16 protein-coding genes and 1 tRNA gene are annotated in these 19234 nt (G+C 59.1%); 5 read left to right on the top strand and 12 right to left on the bottom strand.

Annotated features, from left to right (window positions below; all coding sequences use genetic code 11):
- Window positions 1-73: 73 nt before the first annotated feature.
- Complete coding sequence (locus I6L47_RS00255) at window positions 74-913, top strand: sterol desaturase family protein (RefSeq protein ID WP_216948367.1); 840 nt, start codon at window positions 74-76, stop codon at window positions 911-913.
- Window positions 914-1024: 111 nt separating this feature from the next.
- Here I6L47_RS00255 and I6L47_RS00250 read toward each other — a convergent pair whose 3' ends face one another.
- The 9 genes from I6L47_RS00250 to tadA all read right to left on the bottom strand — a co-directional run bounded on the left by I6L47_RS00250 (window position 1025) and on the right by tadA (window position 12141).
- Window positions 1025-2440 (bottom strand): basic amino acid/polyamine antiporter, encoded by a 1416-nt coding sequence (locus I6L47_RS00250; RefSeq protein WP_216948366.1) that lies wholly within the window; start codon window positions 2438-2440, stop codon window positions 1025-1027.
- Window positions 2441-2449: 9 nt separating this feature from the next.
- Window positions 2450-3352: a homocysteine S-methyltransferase family protein gene (locus I6L47_RS00245; protein WP_216948365.1), complete on the bottom strand. Its 903-nt coding sequence runs from the start codon at window positions 3350-3352 to the stop codon at window positions 2450-2452.
- 293 nt (window positions 3353-3645) lie between these two features.
- On the bottom strand, window positions 3646-4188 hold the full coding sequence (locus I6L47_RS00240) for a hypothetical protein (protein WP_183042113.1): 543 nt from the start codon (window positions 4186-4188) through the stop codon (window positions 3646-3648).
- Between the two features lie 19 nt (window positions 4189-4207).
- A complete protein-coding gene (locus I6L47_RS00235; protein ID WP_216948364.1) occupies window positions 4208-5527 on the bottom strand; it encodes a hemolysin family protein in 1320 nt (439 codons plus the stop codon).
- A 190-nt stretch (window positions 5528-5717) separates the two neighbouring features.
- Window positions 5718-6428 carry a phosphate signaling complex protein PhoU gene (gene phoU / locus I6L47_RS00230; protein ID WP_005334097.1) on the bottom strand — a complete coding sequence of 237 codons (711 nt, stop codon included), beginning with the start codon at window positions 6426-6428 and terminating at the stop codon, window positions 5718-5720.
- 85 nt (window positions 6429-6513) lie between these two features.
- Window positions 6514-7332: a phosphate ABC transporter ATP-binding protein PstB gene (gene pstB / locus I6L47_RS00225; protein ID WP_005334102.1), complete on the bottom strand. Its 819-nt coding sequence runs from the start codon at window positions 7330-7332 to the stop codon at window positions 6514-6516.
- Window positions 7333-7465: 133 nt separating this feature from the next.
- Complete coding sequence (pstA, locus tag I6L47_RS00220; protein ID WP_216948363.1) at window positions 7466-9115, bottom strand: phosphate ABC transporter permease PstA; 1650 nt, start codon at window positions 9113-9115, stop codon at window positions 7466-7468.
- A gap of 32 nt (window positions 9116-9147) precedes the next feature.
- Window positions 9148-11385, bottom strand: coding sequence for an ABC transporter permease subunit (locus I6L47_RS00215; protein WP_216948362.1), 2238 nt, complete (start codon window positions 11383-11385; stop codon window positions 9148-9150).
- Between the two features lie 204 nt (window positions 11386-11589).
- Window positions 11590-12141, bottom strand: coding sequence for a tRNA adenosine(34) deaminase TadA (gene tadA / locus I6L47_RS00210; protein WP_080768589.1), 552 nt, complete (start codon window positions 12139-12141; stop codon window positions 11590-11592).
- A 255-nt stretch (window positions 12142-12396) separates the two neighbouring features.
- On the opposite strand from tadA, the gene I6L47_RS00205 reads away from it, so the two are divergent.
- The 4 genes from I6L47_RS00205 (at window position 12397) to aceA (ending at window position 16520) form a co-directional block, all read left to right on the top strand.
- A tRNA-Pro gene (locus I6L47_RS00205) sits at window positions 12397-12473 on the top strand.
- A gap of 223 nt (window positions 12474-12696) precedes the next feature.
- Complete coding sequence (locus I6L47_RS00200; protein ID WP_005334106.1) at window positions 12697-12837, top strand: hypothetical protein; 141 nt, start codon at window positions 12697-12699, stop codon at window positions 12835-12837.
- Window positions 12838-13525: 688 nt separating this feature from the next.
- Window positions 13526-15133, top strand: coding sequence for a malate synthase A (aceB, locus tag I6L47_RS00195; RefSeq protein ID WP_216948361.1), 1608 nt, complete (start codon window positions 13526-13528; stop codon window positions 15131-15133).
- 73 nt (window positions 15134-15206) lie between these two features.
- Window positions 15207-16520 (top strand): isocitrate lyase, encoded by a 1314-nt coding sequence (aceA, locus tag I6L47_RS00190; RefSeq protein ID WP_005344572.1) that lies wholly within the window; start codon window positions 15207-15209, stop codon window positions 16518-16520.
- A gap of 105 nt (window positions 16521-16625) precedes the next feature.
- Here aceA and hda read toward each other — a convergent pair whose 3' ends face one another.
- From hda to upp, 3 genes are all read right to left on the bottom strand, one after another.
- Complete coding sequence (hda, locus tag I6L47_RS00185; protein WP_013723920.1) at window positions 16626-17327, bottom strand: DnaA inactivator Hda; 702 nt, start codon at window positions 17325-17327, stop codon at window positions 16626-16628.
- 102 nt (window positions 17328-17429) lie between these two features.
- On the bottom strand, window positions 17430-18449 hold the full coding sequence (locus I6L47_RS00180) for a DUF2066 domain-containing protein (protein WP_058056056.1): 1020 nt from the start codon (window positions 18447-18449) through the stop codon (window positions 17430-17432).
- Window positions 18450-18599: 150 nt separating this feature from the next.
- Window positions 18600-19226, bottom strand: a complete 627-nt coding sequence (gene upp, locus I6L47_RS00175; protein ID WP_005334115.1) for a uracil phosphoribosyltransferase — start codon at window positions 19224-19226, stop codon at window positions 18600-18602.
- Between the last annotated feature and the right edge of the window lie 8 nt (window positions 19227-19234).

The following is a 19234-nucleotide window of genomic DNA, read 5'->3' as shown; positions in this document are numbered from 1 at the left end:
CAGAAAAATGTTAATGAATTATTAAACACATCCTTTATGCTGGAGAGCAATTGCTCTGAATGGATGGCCGCATATGGATGTGCAACTGCTTTTGCTCTACCTCTCCCCGGTTTTTCTGGCCTTTATCGGCTGGGAGATGCTCTACCTGCGCAAACATGGCGCGGCCTTTCCCACCGCCACCTATCAGTGGCGGGATCTGTTCGCCAACGCCGCCCTGGCCCTGATGCACCAAGGGGGCGACGCGCTGGCGGCCATCGCCATTGCTTATCTCTATGACACCCTCTGGGGCTGGCGACTGTTCGATATCGAGCTGAATCTCTGGAGTGTGCTACTGCTGTTCCTGTTGCAGGATCTCTGTTACTGGCTGTTCCACTTCACCAGCCACCATGTTCGCTGGCTGTGGGCCTCCCACGTGGTGCACCACAGCTCGGAGCGGCTCAACCTCTCCACCGCTTTTCGCCAGAGCCTGATGTATCCCATCTCCGGCATGTGGCTGTTCTGGATCCCGATGATTGTCATCGGCTTCCCGCCCGAGGCGGTGGTCACCACCGTGCTACTGAGCCTCGGTTTCCAGTTCTTCGTCCACACCCAGGTGGTGGCCAAACTCGGCTGGCTTGAGTGGGTCTTCAACACCCCCTCCCACCACAGGGTGCACCACGCCAGCAACGCCAAGTACATAGACCGCAACTTCGCCGGGGTGCTGATCATCTGGGATCGGCTGTTCGGCACCTTTGTGGAAGAAGACCCGGCCGAGCCATGTCGCTTTGGCATCACCAAGCCGATCCACAGCTTCAACCCCCTCACTCTCACCTTCCATGAGTGGCGCGACATGCTGCGCGACGCCCGTGGCCTACCCTGGCGACAAAAGCTCGCAGTGCTGTTTGGCAAACCGGCTGGGCCTGCCAGCCGCTGAGCCTTCGCCCCGAATAGCAACTCCCGGATAGCAAGCCCCTGATAACCAGTCCCTGATAACAAGAGAGCGCCACGGCGGCGCTCTCTTTTATGGTCAGTCACATCTTCGATGTCAGAGATGGGCGAACGACCAGACGGCGGGGATCAGGCTCAACAAGGTCACACCGGCCAACAGCCGCTCGCGACCACTCAGGCAAAGATCTGCGCCCAGCTGACGACGGCTGTAGAGAAACAGCAGCAGACCCGGCCCGTAGAGCAACAACGACAGCAGCAGATACTCCACCCCAGCGGCATAGAGCAGCCAGAAGCCGTAACCGCTCGACACCAGTGCCACCGCCCGCATCAGGCTGCGGCCCTGCCCACCCTCACCCTTCTTGCTGAACGAGAGCTTGAGCAGAAACAGCCCGATCAGCAGGTAGGGCACCAGGATCATCGAGGTGGAGATAAGCAGCAGACTGGTGTAGCCCTTGCCGAGCAGCCACACCAGCAGCAGGCAAGTCTGCACCGTCAAGCTGGTGAGCCAGAGCGAGGCGATAGGCGTCCCATTGCGGTTCTGGCGCCGGAAGATGGCGGGAAACGCACCGTGGCGGGCTGCGCTGAACGGCACCTCCGCCGAGAAGAGGGTCCAGCTCACGTAGGAGGCGAGCACCGAGACGATAAGGCCGACGCTGATGAGCAGCTTGCCCCAGGAGCCGGTCATCTGGGCCATCAGCCCTGCCATGGAGGGGTTGGGCAGCGCTGCGAGCTCGGGCCGACTCAATATTCCGAGCGCCAGCACCGAGATAAGCACATAGAGCAGCAGCGCCAATAGCACCCCAAGCACGGTGGCCGTGCCCACATCCCGCCGATTTCGGGCGCGGGCCGACAACACCGCTGCCCCCTCGATACCGGTGAAGACCCAGAGGGTGATCAGCATGGTATTGCGCACCTGCTCGGAGACCGGCACCGCCAGGGTGCTGCCCTGCTGATCCGCCGCGAAGGTGACCGGATCGAACCAGTAGCAGGCGAACAGGATAAACAGCAGCAGCGGCAGGCTCTTGGCCAGGGTCGCCACCAGATTGAATAGCGCCGCCTGCTGCACGCCGCGGGCCACCAGCAGGTGCACAGCCCAGAGGATGCAGGACTCGCCGACAAACGCCGCCAGGGTATTGCCGTCACCAAACCAGATCTGCTCGGGGGTGTCGACAAAGCTGCCCAGCGCGGCAAAGGCGATCACCAGATAGCCCACCACGCCGATGGTGGCGCAGAGCCAATAACCCCAGGCGGAGAAGAATCCCACCAGCTCGCCAAAACCGGCGCGGGCGTAGCTGTAGATACCGCCGTCAAGATCTGGCCTTAACCGCGACAGATAGAGAAAACTCATGGCGAGCGCCAGGATGCCCACCCCCGTCACGCCCCAGCCGATCAGCACGGCGCGGGCGCCTGCCACCTCGGCCATGTTCTGGGGCAGGCTGAAAATCCCCGCCCCCACCATGGAGCTGAACACCAGCGCGGTGAGAGACCAGAGCCCAATCTTGTTCTCTTTCATGGAAGCTCCTTAGCGCAACCGGCGGCTCAGCGCCTGAATATGCTCGGGGCCGATGCCGCAGCAGCCGCCGATCAAATTCGCCCCAGCCGCGCGCCAGCGCTCGGCCCAGCCGAGATAATCCAGCGGCCCCAGATCGGCGCGGATCTCATCCAGTCCGTCGTTGGCGGTGGCCTCCTTGGGTTGCGGCGGGAAGGCGTTGGCATAGGCACCTAGCCGAATATCGGTGCGGCCCTGCTCTTGCAAAGCGTCACCGGCCACTTTGAGCGCCCCCTCGATCACTTCGGGCTGACAGCAGTTGAACAGGATGGCATCGATCCCGGCCGCCACCAGCGCGGTCACTGCATCGGCCACCCGCTCGCCGGAACGCAGTCGCGGCTCGTTGCCAGGCGCCTCATCTTCCAGCGTGAAGGAGACCCAGAACGGCTTGCCATCGTCAGGCAACAGCGCTTTCAGGGCCAGTGGCTCGGCAATCAGGCTCATGGTCTCGGCCAACCAGATATCCACATAAGGGGATAGCGCCCGGATAAGCGGCGTCGCCAGCTCGCTCACCCTGTCCGCCTTGAACAAGTCGGCACGGTAGGAGCCAAACAACGGTGGCAGAGAACCCGCCACCTGCACGGCGCCTTTCTGCTCGTCAGCCACTTCGCGGGCCAGCTGACCGGCCAGCGCCGCCAACCCCTCCCCTTCGGCAAAGAAACGCTCATCGCCGATATGAAACGGCACCAGTGCATAGCTGTTGGTAGTAATGACCCTGGCCCCGCTCGCCACATAGGCCTGATGCACGTCACGCACAGTCTCTGGCGCATCCATCAAGGCCAGCGCCGACCACTCGGGTTGACGAAACGGTGCCCCCCGCCGTGCCAGCTCGCGCCCCATGCCCCCATCCAGCACCCACAATTCCCTGGTTTCCATCTGTCGTGTCTCTTAGTTATGTGCGTTGTTTATTTGCGTATTTATCTGTTTGTTTTGTTGATCTGCGGTTTCACATCGAATCGCTGCAGATCGTCCTGCTTCATCCTGTGAAGCCCTTTTATTATGCAGCCATAAAAACATATGGACGTTTAGATGTCCAAGACAAGATAAAGCAAAGTGCCACGGGCGGCAATCAGTATCAGCAGCAATCAGCGTGCAAACGGCGAGGCAAACGCAGAAATGCAAGAGGCCACCCGAAGGTGGCCTCATCACTATCTTGATCCGCTGGTAACTTAACGCCCGGCCAGCACTCGCTTAATCTGTTTGACCCAGTCGGAGACCCGACCCTGCTGCGGCAAACCGCGCCAGATCTGCTCCCACTGGGCAGGGCTTAGCGGACGACCGAGACGACGCTGCACACCCGCATAGAGGTAGTCATGGGCCGTGGTGGCCGCATGCTCGGAGGTGAGGAATTTGGAGACCGGATCGGTCAACCGCACATCCCGCATGCCGAGCAGCGGATAGTCGTTGTGCACCGCCGCCAGCATGGTCTCACGCATGGCGGACTCGATGTAGCCACGGGCAAACAGGGCGGTCACCGACTCCAGCGACCCCTGATCCGGGCCGTGATACTGCTCATCAAAGACCGGGCTCGGCTCGACCATGCCGCTTTGCACCACCGCATCGGGATCCGGCTGCGGCACGACCACGGCAGGCTTGGGGGTTACCGGCTTGGCTACCACTGTGGCTTTACGCGGCGCACTCTGACTACAGGCACCCAGTGCCAGGGCGAGCGCGACACAGGCCAGCGCACGGGAATGAGACTGCATCTTCATGACTCTTATGTCGCTCCTTTTACGATTCCTGAGCTGGCTTCTCGGCCACAGCCGGTTCGACCCGGGTAACCAGCAGCTGATCAATCTTGTAACTGTCGATATCCACCACTTCGAACTTGTAACCGGCGTATTTGACCGAGTCAGTGCGCTTGGGGATCTTGCGCAGCATATACATGATAAAGCCGGCGATGGTCTCGTAGTTCTGGTTCTCGGGGAACTCTTCGATATCGAAGGCGCGCATCACGTCGGAGATAGGGGTGACCCCGTCCACCAGCCAGGAGCTCTCGTCCCGCTGCACAATCTGCTCTTCCACCACGTGAGTCGCCCACTCGCCCATGACGGTGCTCATCAGGTCGTTCATGGTGACAATCCCCACCACCAGCGCGTACTCGTTCATCACCACGGCAAAGTCGCCACGATGATTCTTGAAGTACTCCATCGCCTCATAGAGGTTCAGGGTATCGGGGATGATGATGACGTTCTGCACCAGGTTGCCACCGATCAGGTCGATGCTCTGGCCACCGATAACTCGGATCAGCAGCTCTTTGGCATCGACAAAGCCCTTGATACTGTCGAGGTTGTGGTCACAGACCAGAAACTTGTTGTGGGGATGCTCGGCGATCTTCGCCTTGATGCTCTCTTCACTCTCTTGCAGGGTGAAGTAGATGAGGCTCTCGCGGGCCGTCATGGCAGAGGTGACACCAAGGGACTGCAACTCGAACACGTTCTCGATGAGCTGATGCTCCTCGCGCTGGATAACCCCCGCCTCGGCACCGGCATCCATCACCGCATAGATATCGTCGGAGGTGATCTCGTCGTTGCGCACCGTGGAGACGCGCATCAGACGGAACAGGGAGTTGGCCAGCCCGTTGAAGACCCACACCAGCGGCATCAACACGGTGACGAAGAAGAGCATGGGGCGTACCACCACCACGGCAATCTGCTCGGGCATGGTCATGGCCAGACGCTTGGGCATCAGGTCGGCAATCAGGATAAACATGCCGGTGACGAACACGAAGGAGGCACCGGAGCTGATCTCGCCAAGCCAGGGGCCCTGGTAGAACTGGGAGACAATCCCCTTGATGGCGGGGTTGAGGGCAGACTCACCCAGGATACCGCCCAGAATGGCGACGGTATTGAGGCCAATCTGCACCACGGTGAAAAAGTTGCCCGGCTGGGCTTGCAGGGCCAGCACCTTTTCGGCCTGGCGATTGCCTTCATCCGCCATCACCTGCAATTTGATTTTGCGAGACGCGGCGAGAGAGATCTCGGAGAGGGAGAAGAACACACTGCCGCCAACCAGCAGCATTAAAAAGAACAAACTATCGGCAAAACTCATGATTAACCTATTGCTACACCCGCCTTAGCACAAGACGGCAAACTGGGCCCGGGAGACCGGACCGTGAGCCCATCCGGGACTCACACAGGGGGAGTATTCTATCAGAAAACAGCCAGTTGGGGGCTTTATCTTACTCCGACCAGTTATGCAACAAAAAAGGCGCTTCACGCGCCTTTTTATTCACTTCCGGTTAGCCCTTGCCCAGCAGGGTGCCCAGATCGTCCGCCTTGGTGTGGCGCACATCCTTGCCTTTCACGTAGTAGACGATGTACTCGCAGATGTGCTGGCAGCGATCGCCGACCCGCTCGATGGCCCGCGCCGCCCACAGCACGTTGAGAACCTGGGGGATGGTGCGGGGATCTTCCATCATATAGGTCATCAGCTCGCGGATGATGGACTCGTACTCCCGGTCTACCTTGTCATCTTCCTTGTAGACCGCCAGCGCCGCATCCAGATCCATGCGGGCGAAGGCGTCGAGCACATCGTGCAGCATCTTGATGGTGCGACGGCCCATGTTCTCCAGCGACACCAACGGCGGCTGCGGCTTGTTGGCGTTGTCGGTCAGCATGCGGGCGATCTTGTCGGCCACGTCGCCAATGCGCTCCAGATCGGTGATGGTCTTGATGATGGCCATCACCAGTCGCAGGTCGGAGGCTGTCGGCTGACGCTTGGCGATGATGCGGGTGCACTCCTCGTCGATCGCCACTTCCATGGCGTTGACCTTGTGGTCGTTGGCCACGATTTTGCGGGCCGCATCGAGATCCTGATCGTGGATCGCTGCGATGGCGTCGGTGAGCTGCTGCTCCACCAGACCGCCCATCACCAGCACCTGGTTGCGCACGCTCTCTAGCTCGGCATTGAACTGACCGGAGATGTGTTTATTGAGGTTCATATTGTCCATACAAATAATCCTTGATTGCTCCGATTATGCCTTAGCCGTTGAACCGACTGCCAATCTGTTTGCTGAGATTCATCCTCTCCTCTCCTTAGCCGTAACGACCGGTAATGTAATCTTCGGTCTTTTTCTTGGCCGGGGTGGTGAAAATGGTGTTGGTATCCGAGTACTCGATAAGCTCGCCCATATACATGAAGGCGGTCTGATCCGACACTCGCGCAGCCTGTTGCATGTTGTGGGTCACGATCACCACGGTGAACTGGCTCTTGAGCTCGTTGATCAGCTCCTCGATGGTGAGGGTGGAGATGGGGTCGAGCGCCGAGGTCGGTTCATCGAGCAGCAACACTTCCGGCTCGATGGCGATGGCACGGGCGATCACCAGACGCTGCTGCTGACCACCGGAGAGACCGAAGGCGTTGTCATGCAGACGATCCTTCACCTCGTCCCACAGGGCCGCACCACGCAGGGAGCGCTCGGCCGCTTCATCCAGGGTGCGGCGATCATTGATCCCCTGCAGGCGCAGACCATAGACCACGTTCTCGTAGATGGACTTGGGGAACGGGTTCGGGCGCTGGAACACCATGCCCACCTGACGGCGCAGGGCGGAAACATCGACGCTCTTGTCATAGATGTTATGGCCGTGCAGCTGGATCTCCCCCTCGATGCGGCAGATCTCCACCAGATCGTTCATCCGGTTGATGCAGCGCAGCAGGGTCGATTTACCACAGCCTGACGGGCCGATAAAGGCGGTCACCTGCCCTTTGGGGATCTTCATGTTGACGTTGAACAGCGCCTGCTTGCTGCCGTAGTACAGGTTGAGATCCTTCACCTCGAGCGCGGTCTGCTCCGGGGTCAGGTTGAGCAGGTCCAGCGCGGTGTGCTGGGTAGACGTGGTCGTTACGTTGATCATCTGTTACCTCAAAATCAATCTGGAGTGGCCGGACTGCTGCCGGCGCCCCTCACGTATTGGTGCAGAGAGATGGCGGCTCGCGCTCGGCCGCCCCTCTGTTATCTCACTCTTGTATCACTCAAGCGGCGCCGGATTAATGCTCCAGCGACCGGAATTTCTCGCGCAAGTGGTTACGAATACCGATAGCGGTCAGGTTCAGACCCACGATCACCGTCACCAGCAGGAAGGAGGTGGCGTAGACCAGCGGGCGGGCCGCCTCGACGTTAGGGCTCTGGAAGCCAACGTCATAGATGTGGAAGCCCAGGTGCATGAACTTACGCTCCACATGCAGATACGGGAAGTTGCCATCCATCGGCAGGGTCGGTGCCAGTTTTACCACCCCCACCAGCATCAGCGGCGCCACTTCACCGGCTGCACGGGCAATAGCCAGAATAAGGCCGGTCATGATGGCCGGGCTCGCCATCGGCAGCACAATGCGCCACAGGGTCTCGGCCTGGGTCGCGCCCAGTGCCAGCGAGCCCTGACGGATGGTGCTCGGGATCCGCGCCAACCCCTCTTCGGTGGAGACAATCACCACCGGCAGGGTCAGGATGGCCAGGGTCAGCGCCGACCAGATCACGCCGGGTGAGCCAAAGGTCGGGCTCGGCAGCGCTTCCGGGTAGAACAGCTGGTCCAGCGAGCCACCCAGCGTGTAGACGAAGAAGCCCAGACCAAACACGCCGTAGACGATGGATGGCACGCCCGCCAGGTTGATCACCGCGATGCGGATGATCTTGGTCAGGCTGTTCTTGCCCGCGTATTCGTGCAGGTAGACTGCCGCCACCACCCCCAGCGGGGTCACGATGATCGCCATCAGGAACACCATGAACACGGTGCCGAAGATGGCCGGGAACACCCCGCCCTCGGTGTTGGCTTCACGGGGATCGTCAGAGACGAACTTGCCGATCTGGTGGAACCAGTGACCCACCTTGGCCAGCAGGCTCATGTCGTTGGGCCATACCACGTCCAGTACCTTGGACATCGGCATGGTCACCAGCTCGCCACGCATATCCTTGACGGTGATGGCGTCGCGATCGGCTTGGCTACGCAAGGAGAAGAGCTCTTTTTCCAGCACCTGATAGCGATCGTTGAGGGCCTGACGCTCGCTGGCCAGTTCGGCTTTGAGCTGCTCGGTCAGCTTGTCATCCAGCTCGGCCTTGCGCTCTTTCAGGCGCAGCCGCTCCAGTTGATAGTTGATGCTGCCGATGTCCCCTTTTTGCAGGTCGTTGGCCTGTTCGGAGAGGGCATTGGCTCGCGCCAGCACCCGCTGCAGGGCAGGATGCAGATCAGAGGTGAGCTCGCGGCCATCCTCTTTCACCCCGACGATATAGCCATAGAAGTTGCCGTTGGTGGCACGCTCAACCATGGCCAGCTCAGCCGGCTGGCTCTGGGACTTGATGTCCGTCTCCAGCACCCAGCGAAAATCGAGATCAACGAACTCGCGGTTGCCGGTCTTGACCAGATAGCGGGTCAGCAGCTCGCGCTCTTCCCCTTCCAGCGCCAGACCTGCGGCGCGCAGTCGCTCTACCGGTACCTGCTCGCGATCGTTGATCTCGCCTATCAGTACGCTCTTGTTGCCGCTGGCGTCTTCCAGCTGCCACTCATAGATGGGGTGCGGCCAGAAGTAGACCAGACCACGCCAGCCGATCAGCAGCAGCAGACCCAGTACCGCCACCAGACTCAGGCTGACGGCACCGCCGGTCATCCAGATCCAGGGGGCCCCTGATTTAAACCACTTACCCATTGTCGATTCCTTGTCCATTACAGAGTCGCCCCTTACATCGAGCTGTATTTTTCACGCAACCGCTGACGGACAAACTCGGCCAGGGTGTTGAACAAAAAGGTGAACACAAACAGGACGAAGGCCGCGAGGAACAGTACCCGATAGTGGGAGCTGCCCACTTCCGATTCCGGCATCTCCACCGCGATGTTGGCGGCGAGGGTGCGCAGCCCCTGGAACATGGAGAAGTCCATGATGGGGGTGTTGCCGGTGGCCATCAGCACGATCATGGTCTCGCCCACGGCGCGGCCAAGGCCCATCATCACCGCCGAGAAGATGCCCGGGCTGGCAGTGAGGATCACCACCCGGCTCAGGGTCTGCCACGGGGTGGCCCCCAGTGCCAGCGAGCCCTGGGTCAGATGCTTGGGCACCGAGAAGACCGCATCTTCAGCAATGGAGAAGATGGTGGGGATGACCGCAAAGCCCATGGCGATACCGACCACCAGCGAGTTGCGCTGGTCAAACTTGATGCCCATTTCGTGAGTCAGCCAGATGCGCGAATCGCCGTGCATAAAGGCATTCTCGATGAGCGGGCTCAGGGCGAAGGCACCCCAGCCAATCAGCAGCAGCACCGGGATCAGCAGGATGGCGTGCCACCCCTCCGGCAGCAAGGACTTGCCGCGCTCCGGCAAATAGTTCCAGAGCAGTGCAGTCAGCAACATTCCCATCGGCAGCAATATCAGCAGCAGGATCACCCCGGGCAACGCACCCTCGATGATCGGCGCCAGCCACAGACCCGCCAGGAAGCCCAGGATAACGGTCGGCAGCGCCGCCATGATCTCGACCGTCGGCTTGACGTATTTGCGCAGCCCCGCCGACATGAAGTAGGCGGTATAGATGGCACCGGCCACGCCGAGCGGCACAGCAAACACCATGGCGTAGAAAGAGGCTTTCAGCGTACCGAATACCAGCGGCACCAAACTCAGCTTGGCTTCAAAGTCGTTGCTGGCGGAGGTGGATTGCCACACATACTGGGGCTCCGGATACCCTTCGTACCACACCTGTTGCCAGAGGGCAGACCAGGTCACTTCGGGGTGTTCGTTCTCCACCGAGAAGAGCTTGAAGCTGTTCCCTTGCTGCATCAGCAACAGGTTGTGACGGGGGGAGATGGCCAGAGCAGAGAGTTCGCCCCCTTCCACCGTCTCGGTCAGCAGCTTGGTCTCGCCGGTGGCGTGGAAGAAGCTGATGATGCCATCCTTGTCGGCACTGATGAAGCCTTTGCGAAAGTGCTCGGGAGTCAGCAGATCTACCGCGCCATCGCCCTTGAAGTCACGAATTTGGGTGAACTGGCGTTTGCCATCCTTCGCCACTTCGAACCACTGGGAAATCACGCCGTTGTCATTACCCACCAGCAGTGAAGAGGCGCCGGAGAGCAGCTGAACCCGGGTCACATTGGCGTTGGGGGCATTGATCTCCAACACGTTGCGCAGGGAGATTTCGCTCAGGTTATGAATGTCATAGACGGAGAGGCGATTGCCCTCGCGCACGAACAGGATCCGCAGATTAGGGGTCAGCAACATCTGATCCACATGGCGCGGCAGGGAGGGAATCGTGTAGTTTTCACTGCTCCACTCAATCTCCCCGGAGATGAAGTTCTCCTCACCGCTCATCACCGTCATCACACCACGACCATCTTCGGTCACGGCGGCGGTCGCCATCTTGTCCTTGGTGGCTTCGAACACCATCAGTTGCAGTGCCTTCCCTTGCGGGTCGATCACCACCGGCTCTTCGCCGAAGGGATATTGCAGGCTGGGTTCAATCACCCGCACATCGTTGGGATAGGAAACCTTGAACGCTGGCTGGACGACCTGCGCCTTGCCATCAGCAAAGCCGTAGGCGATCAGCCGCTGACCAGGAGCAGGGGTCGCTACCGTGGAGATGTCACCAGCAACCTGGGCCTGACCCAGTGACTGGCCGACCTTGATCTTGTCATCTCCCTGCACCGCAAAGAAGTTGACCTGCCCTTTATCGCTGAAGCGATAGCCGATCTCGTTCTGCTCTTCCACGCCGAGCCAGGCGGTCTTCCCTGCGGCAGGCAGGGTAAACGAGGCGGTCGGCTCCATGGAGGCGCCATTGAAGATGGGTTTCACCACATAGAGCAGATAAAAGAAGATAAGCAGCAGCGCCACCAGTACCAGGGCTCCGCCTGTGGTGACGCCATATTTGGCCAATTTATCCTTGATCCGGCGTTTTCTACTGCCCGCCATGACCAGGTTTAACGATTCCGATGACATGCAAGACCTCAATGTAAGCTAGGCTTCGCGGCATTATATGGCGGTTGCATGACAGTTTTGTTACATCGAGAACGCTTTAACAGAGGTTGTTAGCGGAAAAATGGGCGGGGATCCCTTCGAAGGCGGGCGAGCGTAATATATTGTTTATAAAGGGATATTTATACAGATAATCAGCAAGGGCAGCCTGCGCTGCCCCCGAATGGTTCAGGAAAGGGTATCGTTTGATTGTTGCAGCGCCAGTTTGGCCGCCTTTTTCTCGGCGCGACGGCGCTTGAAGAAGGCCGACAACTGGGCCGAGCAGGCATCGGCCAGCACACCGCCGGTCAGCTCGACGCTGTGATTGTGGCGCGGGTCCTGCAAGATCTCGAACACCGACCCCGCGGCACCGGTCTTGAGATCTCGGGCGCCGTAAACCACCCGCTTGACCCGGCTATGGATCAGCGCACCGGCACACATACAGCAGGGCTCCAGCGTCACATAAAGAGTGGTGTCGAGCAGGCGGTAGTTCGCCAGCTGCTTGCCCGCCGCCCGGATTGCCATCACCTCGGCATGGGCACAGGCATCGTGTTCGCTGATGGAGCGGTTCCACCCCTCTCCCACCACCTGACCATCCAGCACCAGTACGGCACCGACCGGGATCTCGCCAATCCCTTCGGCCCGGGCAGCCAATGCCATGGCATGGCGCATCCACTGTTCGTCCTGCTCGGTCTGACTCTGTGCCTGGCTCGGTATTTCTGGGACCTCTGATGGTTTCACGCCCATCCCCTCTTTATCTTGTTCAATTGTGCTGTTTGCATTCCAGCTATCCACATCTGTCAGATAATTCCATAGATAGCAGGCATGATAGCTCGCGGTGACAGGGCGGCGATTATGCCAAATCTGCACGTCAGACCCAAGCCGCATCCCGACTGAGCAATAAAGAAGCAATCAGCATCTCTATGATAAAAAAGGAGTTGCACCCGTTTGGCCATGCTATTAGACTTCCTCCCCGTCAGCCGAGTCTGACTCCGTCGGTGTGTAGCGCAGCCAGGTAGCGCATCTGCATGGGGTGTAGAGGGTCGGAGGTTCGAATCCTCTCACACCGACCATTTTCCCCGAGAATAGCCCAGTCAAACGACTGGGCTATTTTTTTGCCTCCGATTTATCCTCCTGACAACGCCAGCCTACCAAGAACAAAAAACACTCAGAACCACTTGAATCTTTTTGCCGAACTCATTAAGATGCGCAACTTTCCGCCGGTAGACAACACAGGGAGGTGGAAACACGAGTGAAGGGATCACTGTCCGGCTTGCGTGCAACACAGGACCAGGCATGAACCAGAACACCGATTTCGCACCCGCCATTACGCTTTATTCCGTTCCTCACGACACCCCTTGCCACACCGAAAGCGAAAATGAACAGGTCATCCAGCTGGATGTGATCGATCTGGCCGAACCGGATGATGACTATTGAGCCCGGCCAGATGGCCGCTCAATCACTGGGGCATCGCCTGTACAACACACTCAGTTTCACACCCTTGGCGAGAAATCTGCAAAAAACGACAAACTGCTAATTCTATCAAGGATGGCAGTATTATTGACTGATGTATCTCCCCCTTCCCTCTCCGGCATTCCCCCCGACAACTGATACAAACCTACGTTATTGCGCTTCACTTTCCATCGCTGCAACCGCTGGTGCCAAGAGAGCCTGCATCACCACACCAAGTTTAAAACGCACGTTCACCAATCAGGTCTAGCATTAGCAAAACATTCATTGCCACATTCAAACGCGCTTTATACGGCTGTTTTGGCAAAGCCTGGAGTTAGGTCGGGATTTGTTTTTGCATTTGTAATTTTATTACGTAATAAGTTACAAAATGAGGGGCAGGGTAACGGCCCAAATTAGCCGTTGTCCGATGGGAAAAAGCAGGAGCATAACCATCTGCGTAGAGCTTTTATACCAACCCAATAAAGCAATAAAAAACATCAACTTAACCATATCCAAAAAACAGGTGTTTAAAAAAAACTGTTGACGTACTCAACAATATTTCGCACCTTATCAATCGTGTTACCCCGTTGTTGCGGGAACGTTTCAGGAACAGGGATTCGACTTTAGTCGTAGTTAGTAAGTTCAAAATGTAATTCTCAAAGGAGTGAACCTTATGTCGGCACCGGCTCAGACCCACTGCAGCGCCCGCCTTCGCATCCAGGGCGAGATGCAACCCGAATACGCGCAAATTCTGACGCCGGACGCGGTGGCTCTGGTCTCCGAACTGGTGGAACGTTTTGCTCCCCAAAGAGGGGAATTGCTGAAACAACGTGTGGCACGCCAGGCCCGTATCGATGGCGGCGAGCTGCCGGACTTCCTGCCGGAAACCGCCCACATCCGTGAAGGTGACTGGACCATTCGCGGCATTCCCGCCGACCTGCAAGACCGCCGTGTGGAGATCACAGGCCCGGTCGAACGCAAGATGGTGATCAACGCCCTCAACGCCAACGTCAAGGTGTTCATGGCGGATTTCGAGGATTCACTGGCTCCCGCCTGGAATAAGGTGATCGAGGGCCAAATCAACCTGCGCGATGCGGTCAACGGCACCATCTCTTACACCAGCCCGGAAGGAAAGGCTTATACCCTGAGCACCGATCCGGCCGTCCTCATCTGCCGGGTACGCGGTCTCCACCTGCCGGAAAAACATGTCACCTTCGATGGCGAGCCCATCCCCGGCGGCCTGTTCGATTTTGCTCTCTACTTCCTGCACAACTATCAGGCGCTGCTGGCCAAAGGCTCGGGCCCCTACTTCTACGTGCCCAAGTTGCAGAGCCATCTGGAAGGGCGCTGGTGGAGCGAGGTGTTCGCCTGGACCGAGGACAAGTTCGGTCTGCCCCGTGGCACCATCAAGGCCACCGTGCTGATTGAAACCCTGCCAGCCGTGTTCGAGATGGATGAGCTGCTCTATCAGATGAAGGATCACATCGTTGCGCTGAACTGCGGCCGCTGGGACTACATCTTCAGCTATATCAAAACCTTGAAGAACCATCCGGATCGGGTCCTGCCTGATCGTCAGGTGGTGACCATGGACAAGCCGTTCCTCTCCGCCTACTCGCGGCTGCTGATCAAGACCTGTCACAAGCGCGGTGCGCTGGCGATGGGCGGTATGGCCGCCTTTATTCCGGCCAAGGACGCGGCCGTCAACGAGCAGGTCTTCGCCAAGGTCAAGGCCGACAAGGAGCGCGAAGCCAACAACGGCCACGACGGTACCTGGGTCGCCCACCCTGGCCTCGCTGATACCGCCATGGCGGTGTTCAACGCCACCATTGCGGCTGGCGCCAAGAACCAGATTGGCGTGCTGCGCGAGCAGGATGCCCCCATCACCGCCGCCGACCTGCTGGCACCCTGTGAGGGCGAGCGCACCGAGGCGGGGATGCGCACCAATATCCGGGTCGCCCTGCAATATCTGGAAGCCTGGATCAACGGCAACGGCTGCGTGCCTATCTATGGTCTGATGGAAGATGCCGCCACCGCCGAGATCTCCCGCACCTCCATCTGGCAGTGGATCCGCCACGGCAAGAGCCTGTCGAATGGCAAGGTGGTGACCAAGGCGCTGTTCCGCCAGATGCTGGCCGAGGAGCTGGAGGTAGTCAAAGCCGAGGTGGGCACAGCACGCTGGCAGGCAGGACGCTTTGCCGAGGCAGGCGAACTGATGGAAGAGATCACCTGCGCCGACACCCTGATCGATTTTCTGACGCTGCCCGGTTACGAGCGGCTCTGAATCACGGGCCCCCAGCGGGGCTCGCCAATAACAAGTCAATGGAAACGTGAAATCAATGAAAGAGGGAACTGATATGGCACTGACCCGTGAGCAACAGATCCAGGCTATCGAGAAAGACTGGGCGGAAAACCCCCGCTGGAAAGGGATCAAGCGCGGCTACAGCGCCGAAGATGTGGTGAACCTGCGCGGCAGCTTGCAGCCGGTGCACACCCTAGCCCAGCGTGGAGCCGACAAGCTGTGGGGTCTGATCCACGGCGACGCCAAGAAAGGCTATGTCAACTGCCTCGGCGCCCTGACCGGTGGTCAGGCGGTGCAGCAGGCCAAGGCGGGGATCGAGGCGATCTACCTCTCCGGCTGGCAGGTGGCGGCGGACAACAACTTGTCCTCCACTATGTATCCGGATCAGTCCCTCTACCCGGCCAACTCGGTACCGTCCGTGGTGGAGCGCATCAACAACTCCTTCGCCCGTGCCGACCAGATCCAGTGGGCCAACAAGGTAGGACCTCAGGATGAGGGCTTTATCGACTACTTCCTGCCGATCGTGGCCGATGCTGAAGCAGGTTTCGGCGGCGTGCTGAACGCCTTCGAACTGATGAAGGGGATGATTGAAGCGGGCGCCGCTGGCGTGCACTTCGAAGATCAGCTGGCATCAGTCAAGAAGTGCGGTCATATGGGCGGCAAGGTGCTGGTACCGACTCAGGAAGCGGTGCAGAAGCTGGTTGCCGCCCGTCTGGCAGCTGATGTGTGCGGCACCACCACCCTGGTGATCGCCCGTACCGACGCCAACGCCGCTGACCTGTTGACCACCGACGCCGACCCGTACGATGCAGACTTCCTGACTGGCGAGCGCACTGCCGAAGGGTTCTACAAGGTACGTGCCGGTATCGATCAGGCCATCGCTCGCGGTCTGGCTTACGCACCCTACGCCGACATGGTGTGGTGTGAAACCGCCAAGCCTGATCTGGACGAAGCGCGTAAATTTGCCGAAGCAATCAAGGCCAAGTTCCCGGATCGCATCCTGGCCTACAACTGCTCCCCGAGCTTCAACTGGAAGAAGAATCTGGACGATGCCACCATCGCCCGCTTCCAGCAGGAGCTCTCCGACATGGGCTACAAGTACCAGTTCATCACCCTCGCAGGTATCCACAACATGTGGTTCCACATGTACGAGCTGGCCTACCAGTACGCCCGTGGCGAAGGGATGAAGCACTACGTCGAGATGGTGCAGGAGCCGGAATTTGCCGCCGCCAGCCGTGGCTACACCTTCGTGGCACACCAGCAGGAGGTCGGTACCGGTTACTTCGACAAGGTGACCACCGTCATTCAGGGTGGCCAATCCTCGGTCACCGCGCTGACCGGCTCCACCGAAGAAGATCAGTTCCACTAATAAGAGAGCTGCCTTGAAATAGCAAAACCCCGGCCTGAAGCCGGGGTTTCTTTTTATCTGCCATTCAAACGAAAGTCAGGCCACAACCACACACCGCAGAGAGGATCAGAGCTCGAGGATCTCTTTGACAAAGGGGATGGTCAGCTTGCGCTTGGCGCGAAATGAGGCGTTGTCGAGCTGATTGAGAGTGGTGAGCAGGGTGCGCATATCGCGGGAGAGTCGGTTGAGCAGGAAGCGGCCCACATCGATGGGCAATTTGAAGCCCCGCAGCTCGGCACGCAGCTGCAGGGCACTGAGCTTGCCTTCATCATCCAGCTCTTCGAGATGGAAACTGACACCCCAGTCGAGGCGCGAAGCGAGATCCGGCAGTTGCAGCCCCAGTTTGCGCGGTGCGCTGCAGCCGGTGACCACCAGCGTCCCCTCGCCCTTCTCCTGCCAGCGGTTGTAGAAATCGAACAGCGCCCGCTCCCACACGGCATTGCCGGCGATCGCCTCGAGGCTGTCTAGACAGACCAGCGGCAGGCTTTCGAGGGCATCAAGCATGCTGGGGTCGAGCTGTTCAAATTGATCGAGGGAGAGATAGGCCGCCGCCGCATCGCGGGCGTTGACCTCGGCACAGGTGGCGTGGAGCAGATGAGAGCGTCCGGATCCCTTGGCTCCCCAGAAATAGAGGAAAGGCGATCCCTGACCGATGGCCGCATTCTTGAGGGCGGTGATCAGATGAGCATTGTTGCCGGGATAAAAACTGACGAAGGTTTCATCATCCGGTAGTTGTACGGCTAAAGACAGTTGGGCCGGTTGCTTCACTCGTTGGGCTTTGACTGTGACATTTGTGGCTAAGTGTATCATCGCAAAGGCAGATAGAGAACCGCCCGGGCAAGCCGGGCGGTCTACAAAAGCCTTATAAAATCAGGGCTGCGACCATTGGTAACGCAAACCGCTGCCATTATCGTCAACCTTGCGCAAACGACTCTCAAGCTGCAGCGCCCGCACCAGCTCGGCCTGATCCCCTTGCAGGGTAAAGTTGAAGGTAACCTGGTCCCCCTCCAGCTTGCCGATCGCCACCTTGCTGACGTTGGCCATTCCCTGCAGCATCTTCTGCACGGCGATCATGCTGTCTACTTCGGAGAGGCCATCCACCACCAGGGTCTGGCTGGTTGCCGGACCCGAAATGCGGGCACCGTAGTTTTTCACCAGCCAGGCCGCCAGGGTATCGGCAAACCCTTGCGCCACTTCGGCCTGAGTGCCGGTGCTATTGCCACGGGTCAGCTCGGCCACTTCACCGGCTGCTTTGGGGCCGTAGAGTCCCCAATCGATGCTCCACTTGTCACCTTCCGGTGTCAGCTTGCCCAACACCACCATCTCGGCGCCATAGCGCTGACTTGCCTGCAAAATCGGGTCGGCAAAGCGTCCCCAGACATCGGTGGCACTGACCGCCATGTTGTCATCGAGATCCATCAGCGGAATGCTGATGGGCAGCCCCAGCGTCTGGGCCTGCTCGCGCAAGGCTTGCGCCCAACCATCGCTGGATTGATCCGCCAGCAAGCGACGCTCACCCTGATCCACCACCAGCCAGATGGCCATCTGGGGACGAGCCGGGCCAAGCAGGGCAAACTGGCTCTCGGAGACCAGGCTGTTGACCTTGTCACTCTTGAACTCGGCTTTCAGATACTTGACGGAGTCCTGATCCTGATAGCCATAGCTTTTGACATAGTCGCCCGGGGCCGCCAGCGCCTTGACCACCACCGGCTGGGTGAGGATGTCGCGCTTGCCGGTCACCTTGATCAGCACCTGACCCAGTGCCTGCCCTTGAGCGGCCACCATGTCACCACTGGTCGGGGCCTTGCCCTGATAGAGGTCGGTCACCTGAGCGGCCGAGGCCATAAATGACAAGCCGCAGCAGAGGGCGGTCACAACACGTTTGAACATGAACAGAGTCTCGAAATGGGAGAGTGTGCTTATGGTAGCGGCAAGGCGCGTCCTGCGGCAAGACTGGCGCAAGCGGCCACAAACAGCAGAGCCGGCGATGCGCCGGCTCCGATCACCCCTTCCACATGGGAAGCAGGTCAAGGCATAAACTTATTTGGTACCGAAGATCTTGTCGCCTGCATCGCCCAGACCCGGCACGATGTAGCCTTTCTCGTTCAGCCCCTGATCGACAGAAGCGCAATAGAGCTCTACGTCAGGGTGAGCGGCTTCCAGCGCCTTGATCCCTTCCGGCGCGGCAACCAGTACCAGCACCTTGATGGATTGGCAGCCTTTCTTCTTCAGCAGATCGATGGTGGCGATCATGGAGCCGCCGGTGGCCAGCATCGGATCGATGACCAGCGCCAGACGCTCTTCGATGTTGCTGACGATCTTCTCGAAATAGGGAACCGGTTGCAGGGTCTCTTCATCGCGGTAGATACCGACCACGCTGACGCGGGCACTCGGCATGTGCTCCAGCACGCCATCCATCATGCCAAGGCCGGCACGCAGGATAGGTACGACGGTTACCTTCTTGCCTTTGATCTGGTCAACTTCTACTGGCCCATTCCAGCCATCGATGATAACCTTCTCGGTTTCGAAGTCAGAGGTCGCTTCATAGGTCAACAAACTGCCCACTTCTTTGGCCAGTTCACGGAAACGCTTGGTGCTGATATCGCCTTCACGCATCAGACCGATCTTGTGTTTGACCAGGGGGTGTTTGACTTCAACGACTTTCATTATTATCT

Origin of the sequence: Aeromonas sp. FDAARGOS 1417 (assembly GCF_019046985.1) — a bacterium.
GTDB classification, from domain to species: Bacteria; Pseudomonadota; Gammaproteobacteria; order Enterobacterales; family Aeromonadaceae; genus Aeromonas; species Aeromonas veronii.
Note: the sequence above shows the minus strand (reverse complement) of the source record. Positions and strands in the feature narration are given on the sequence as shown.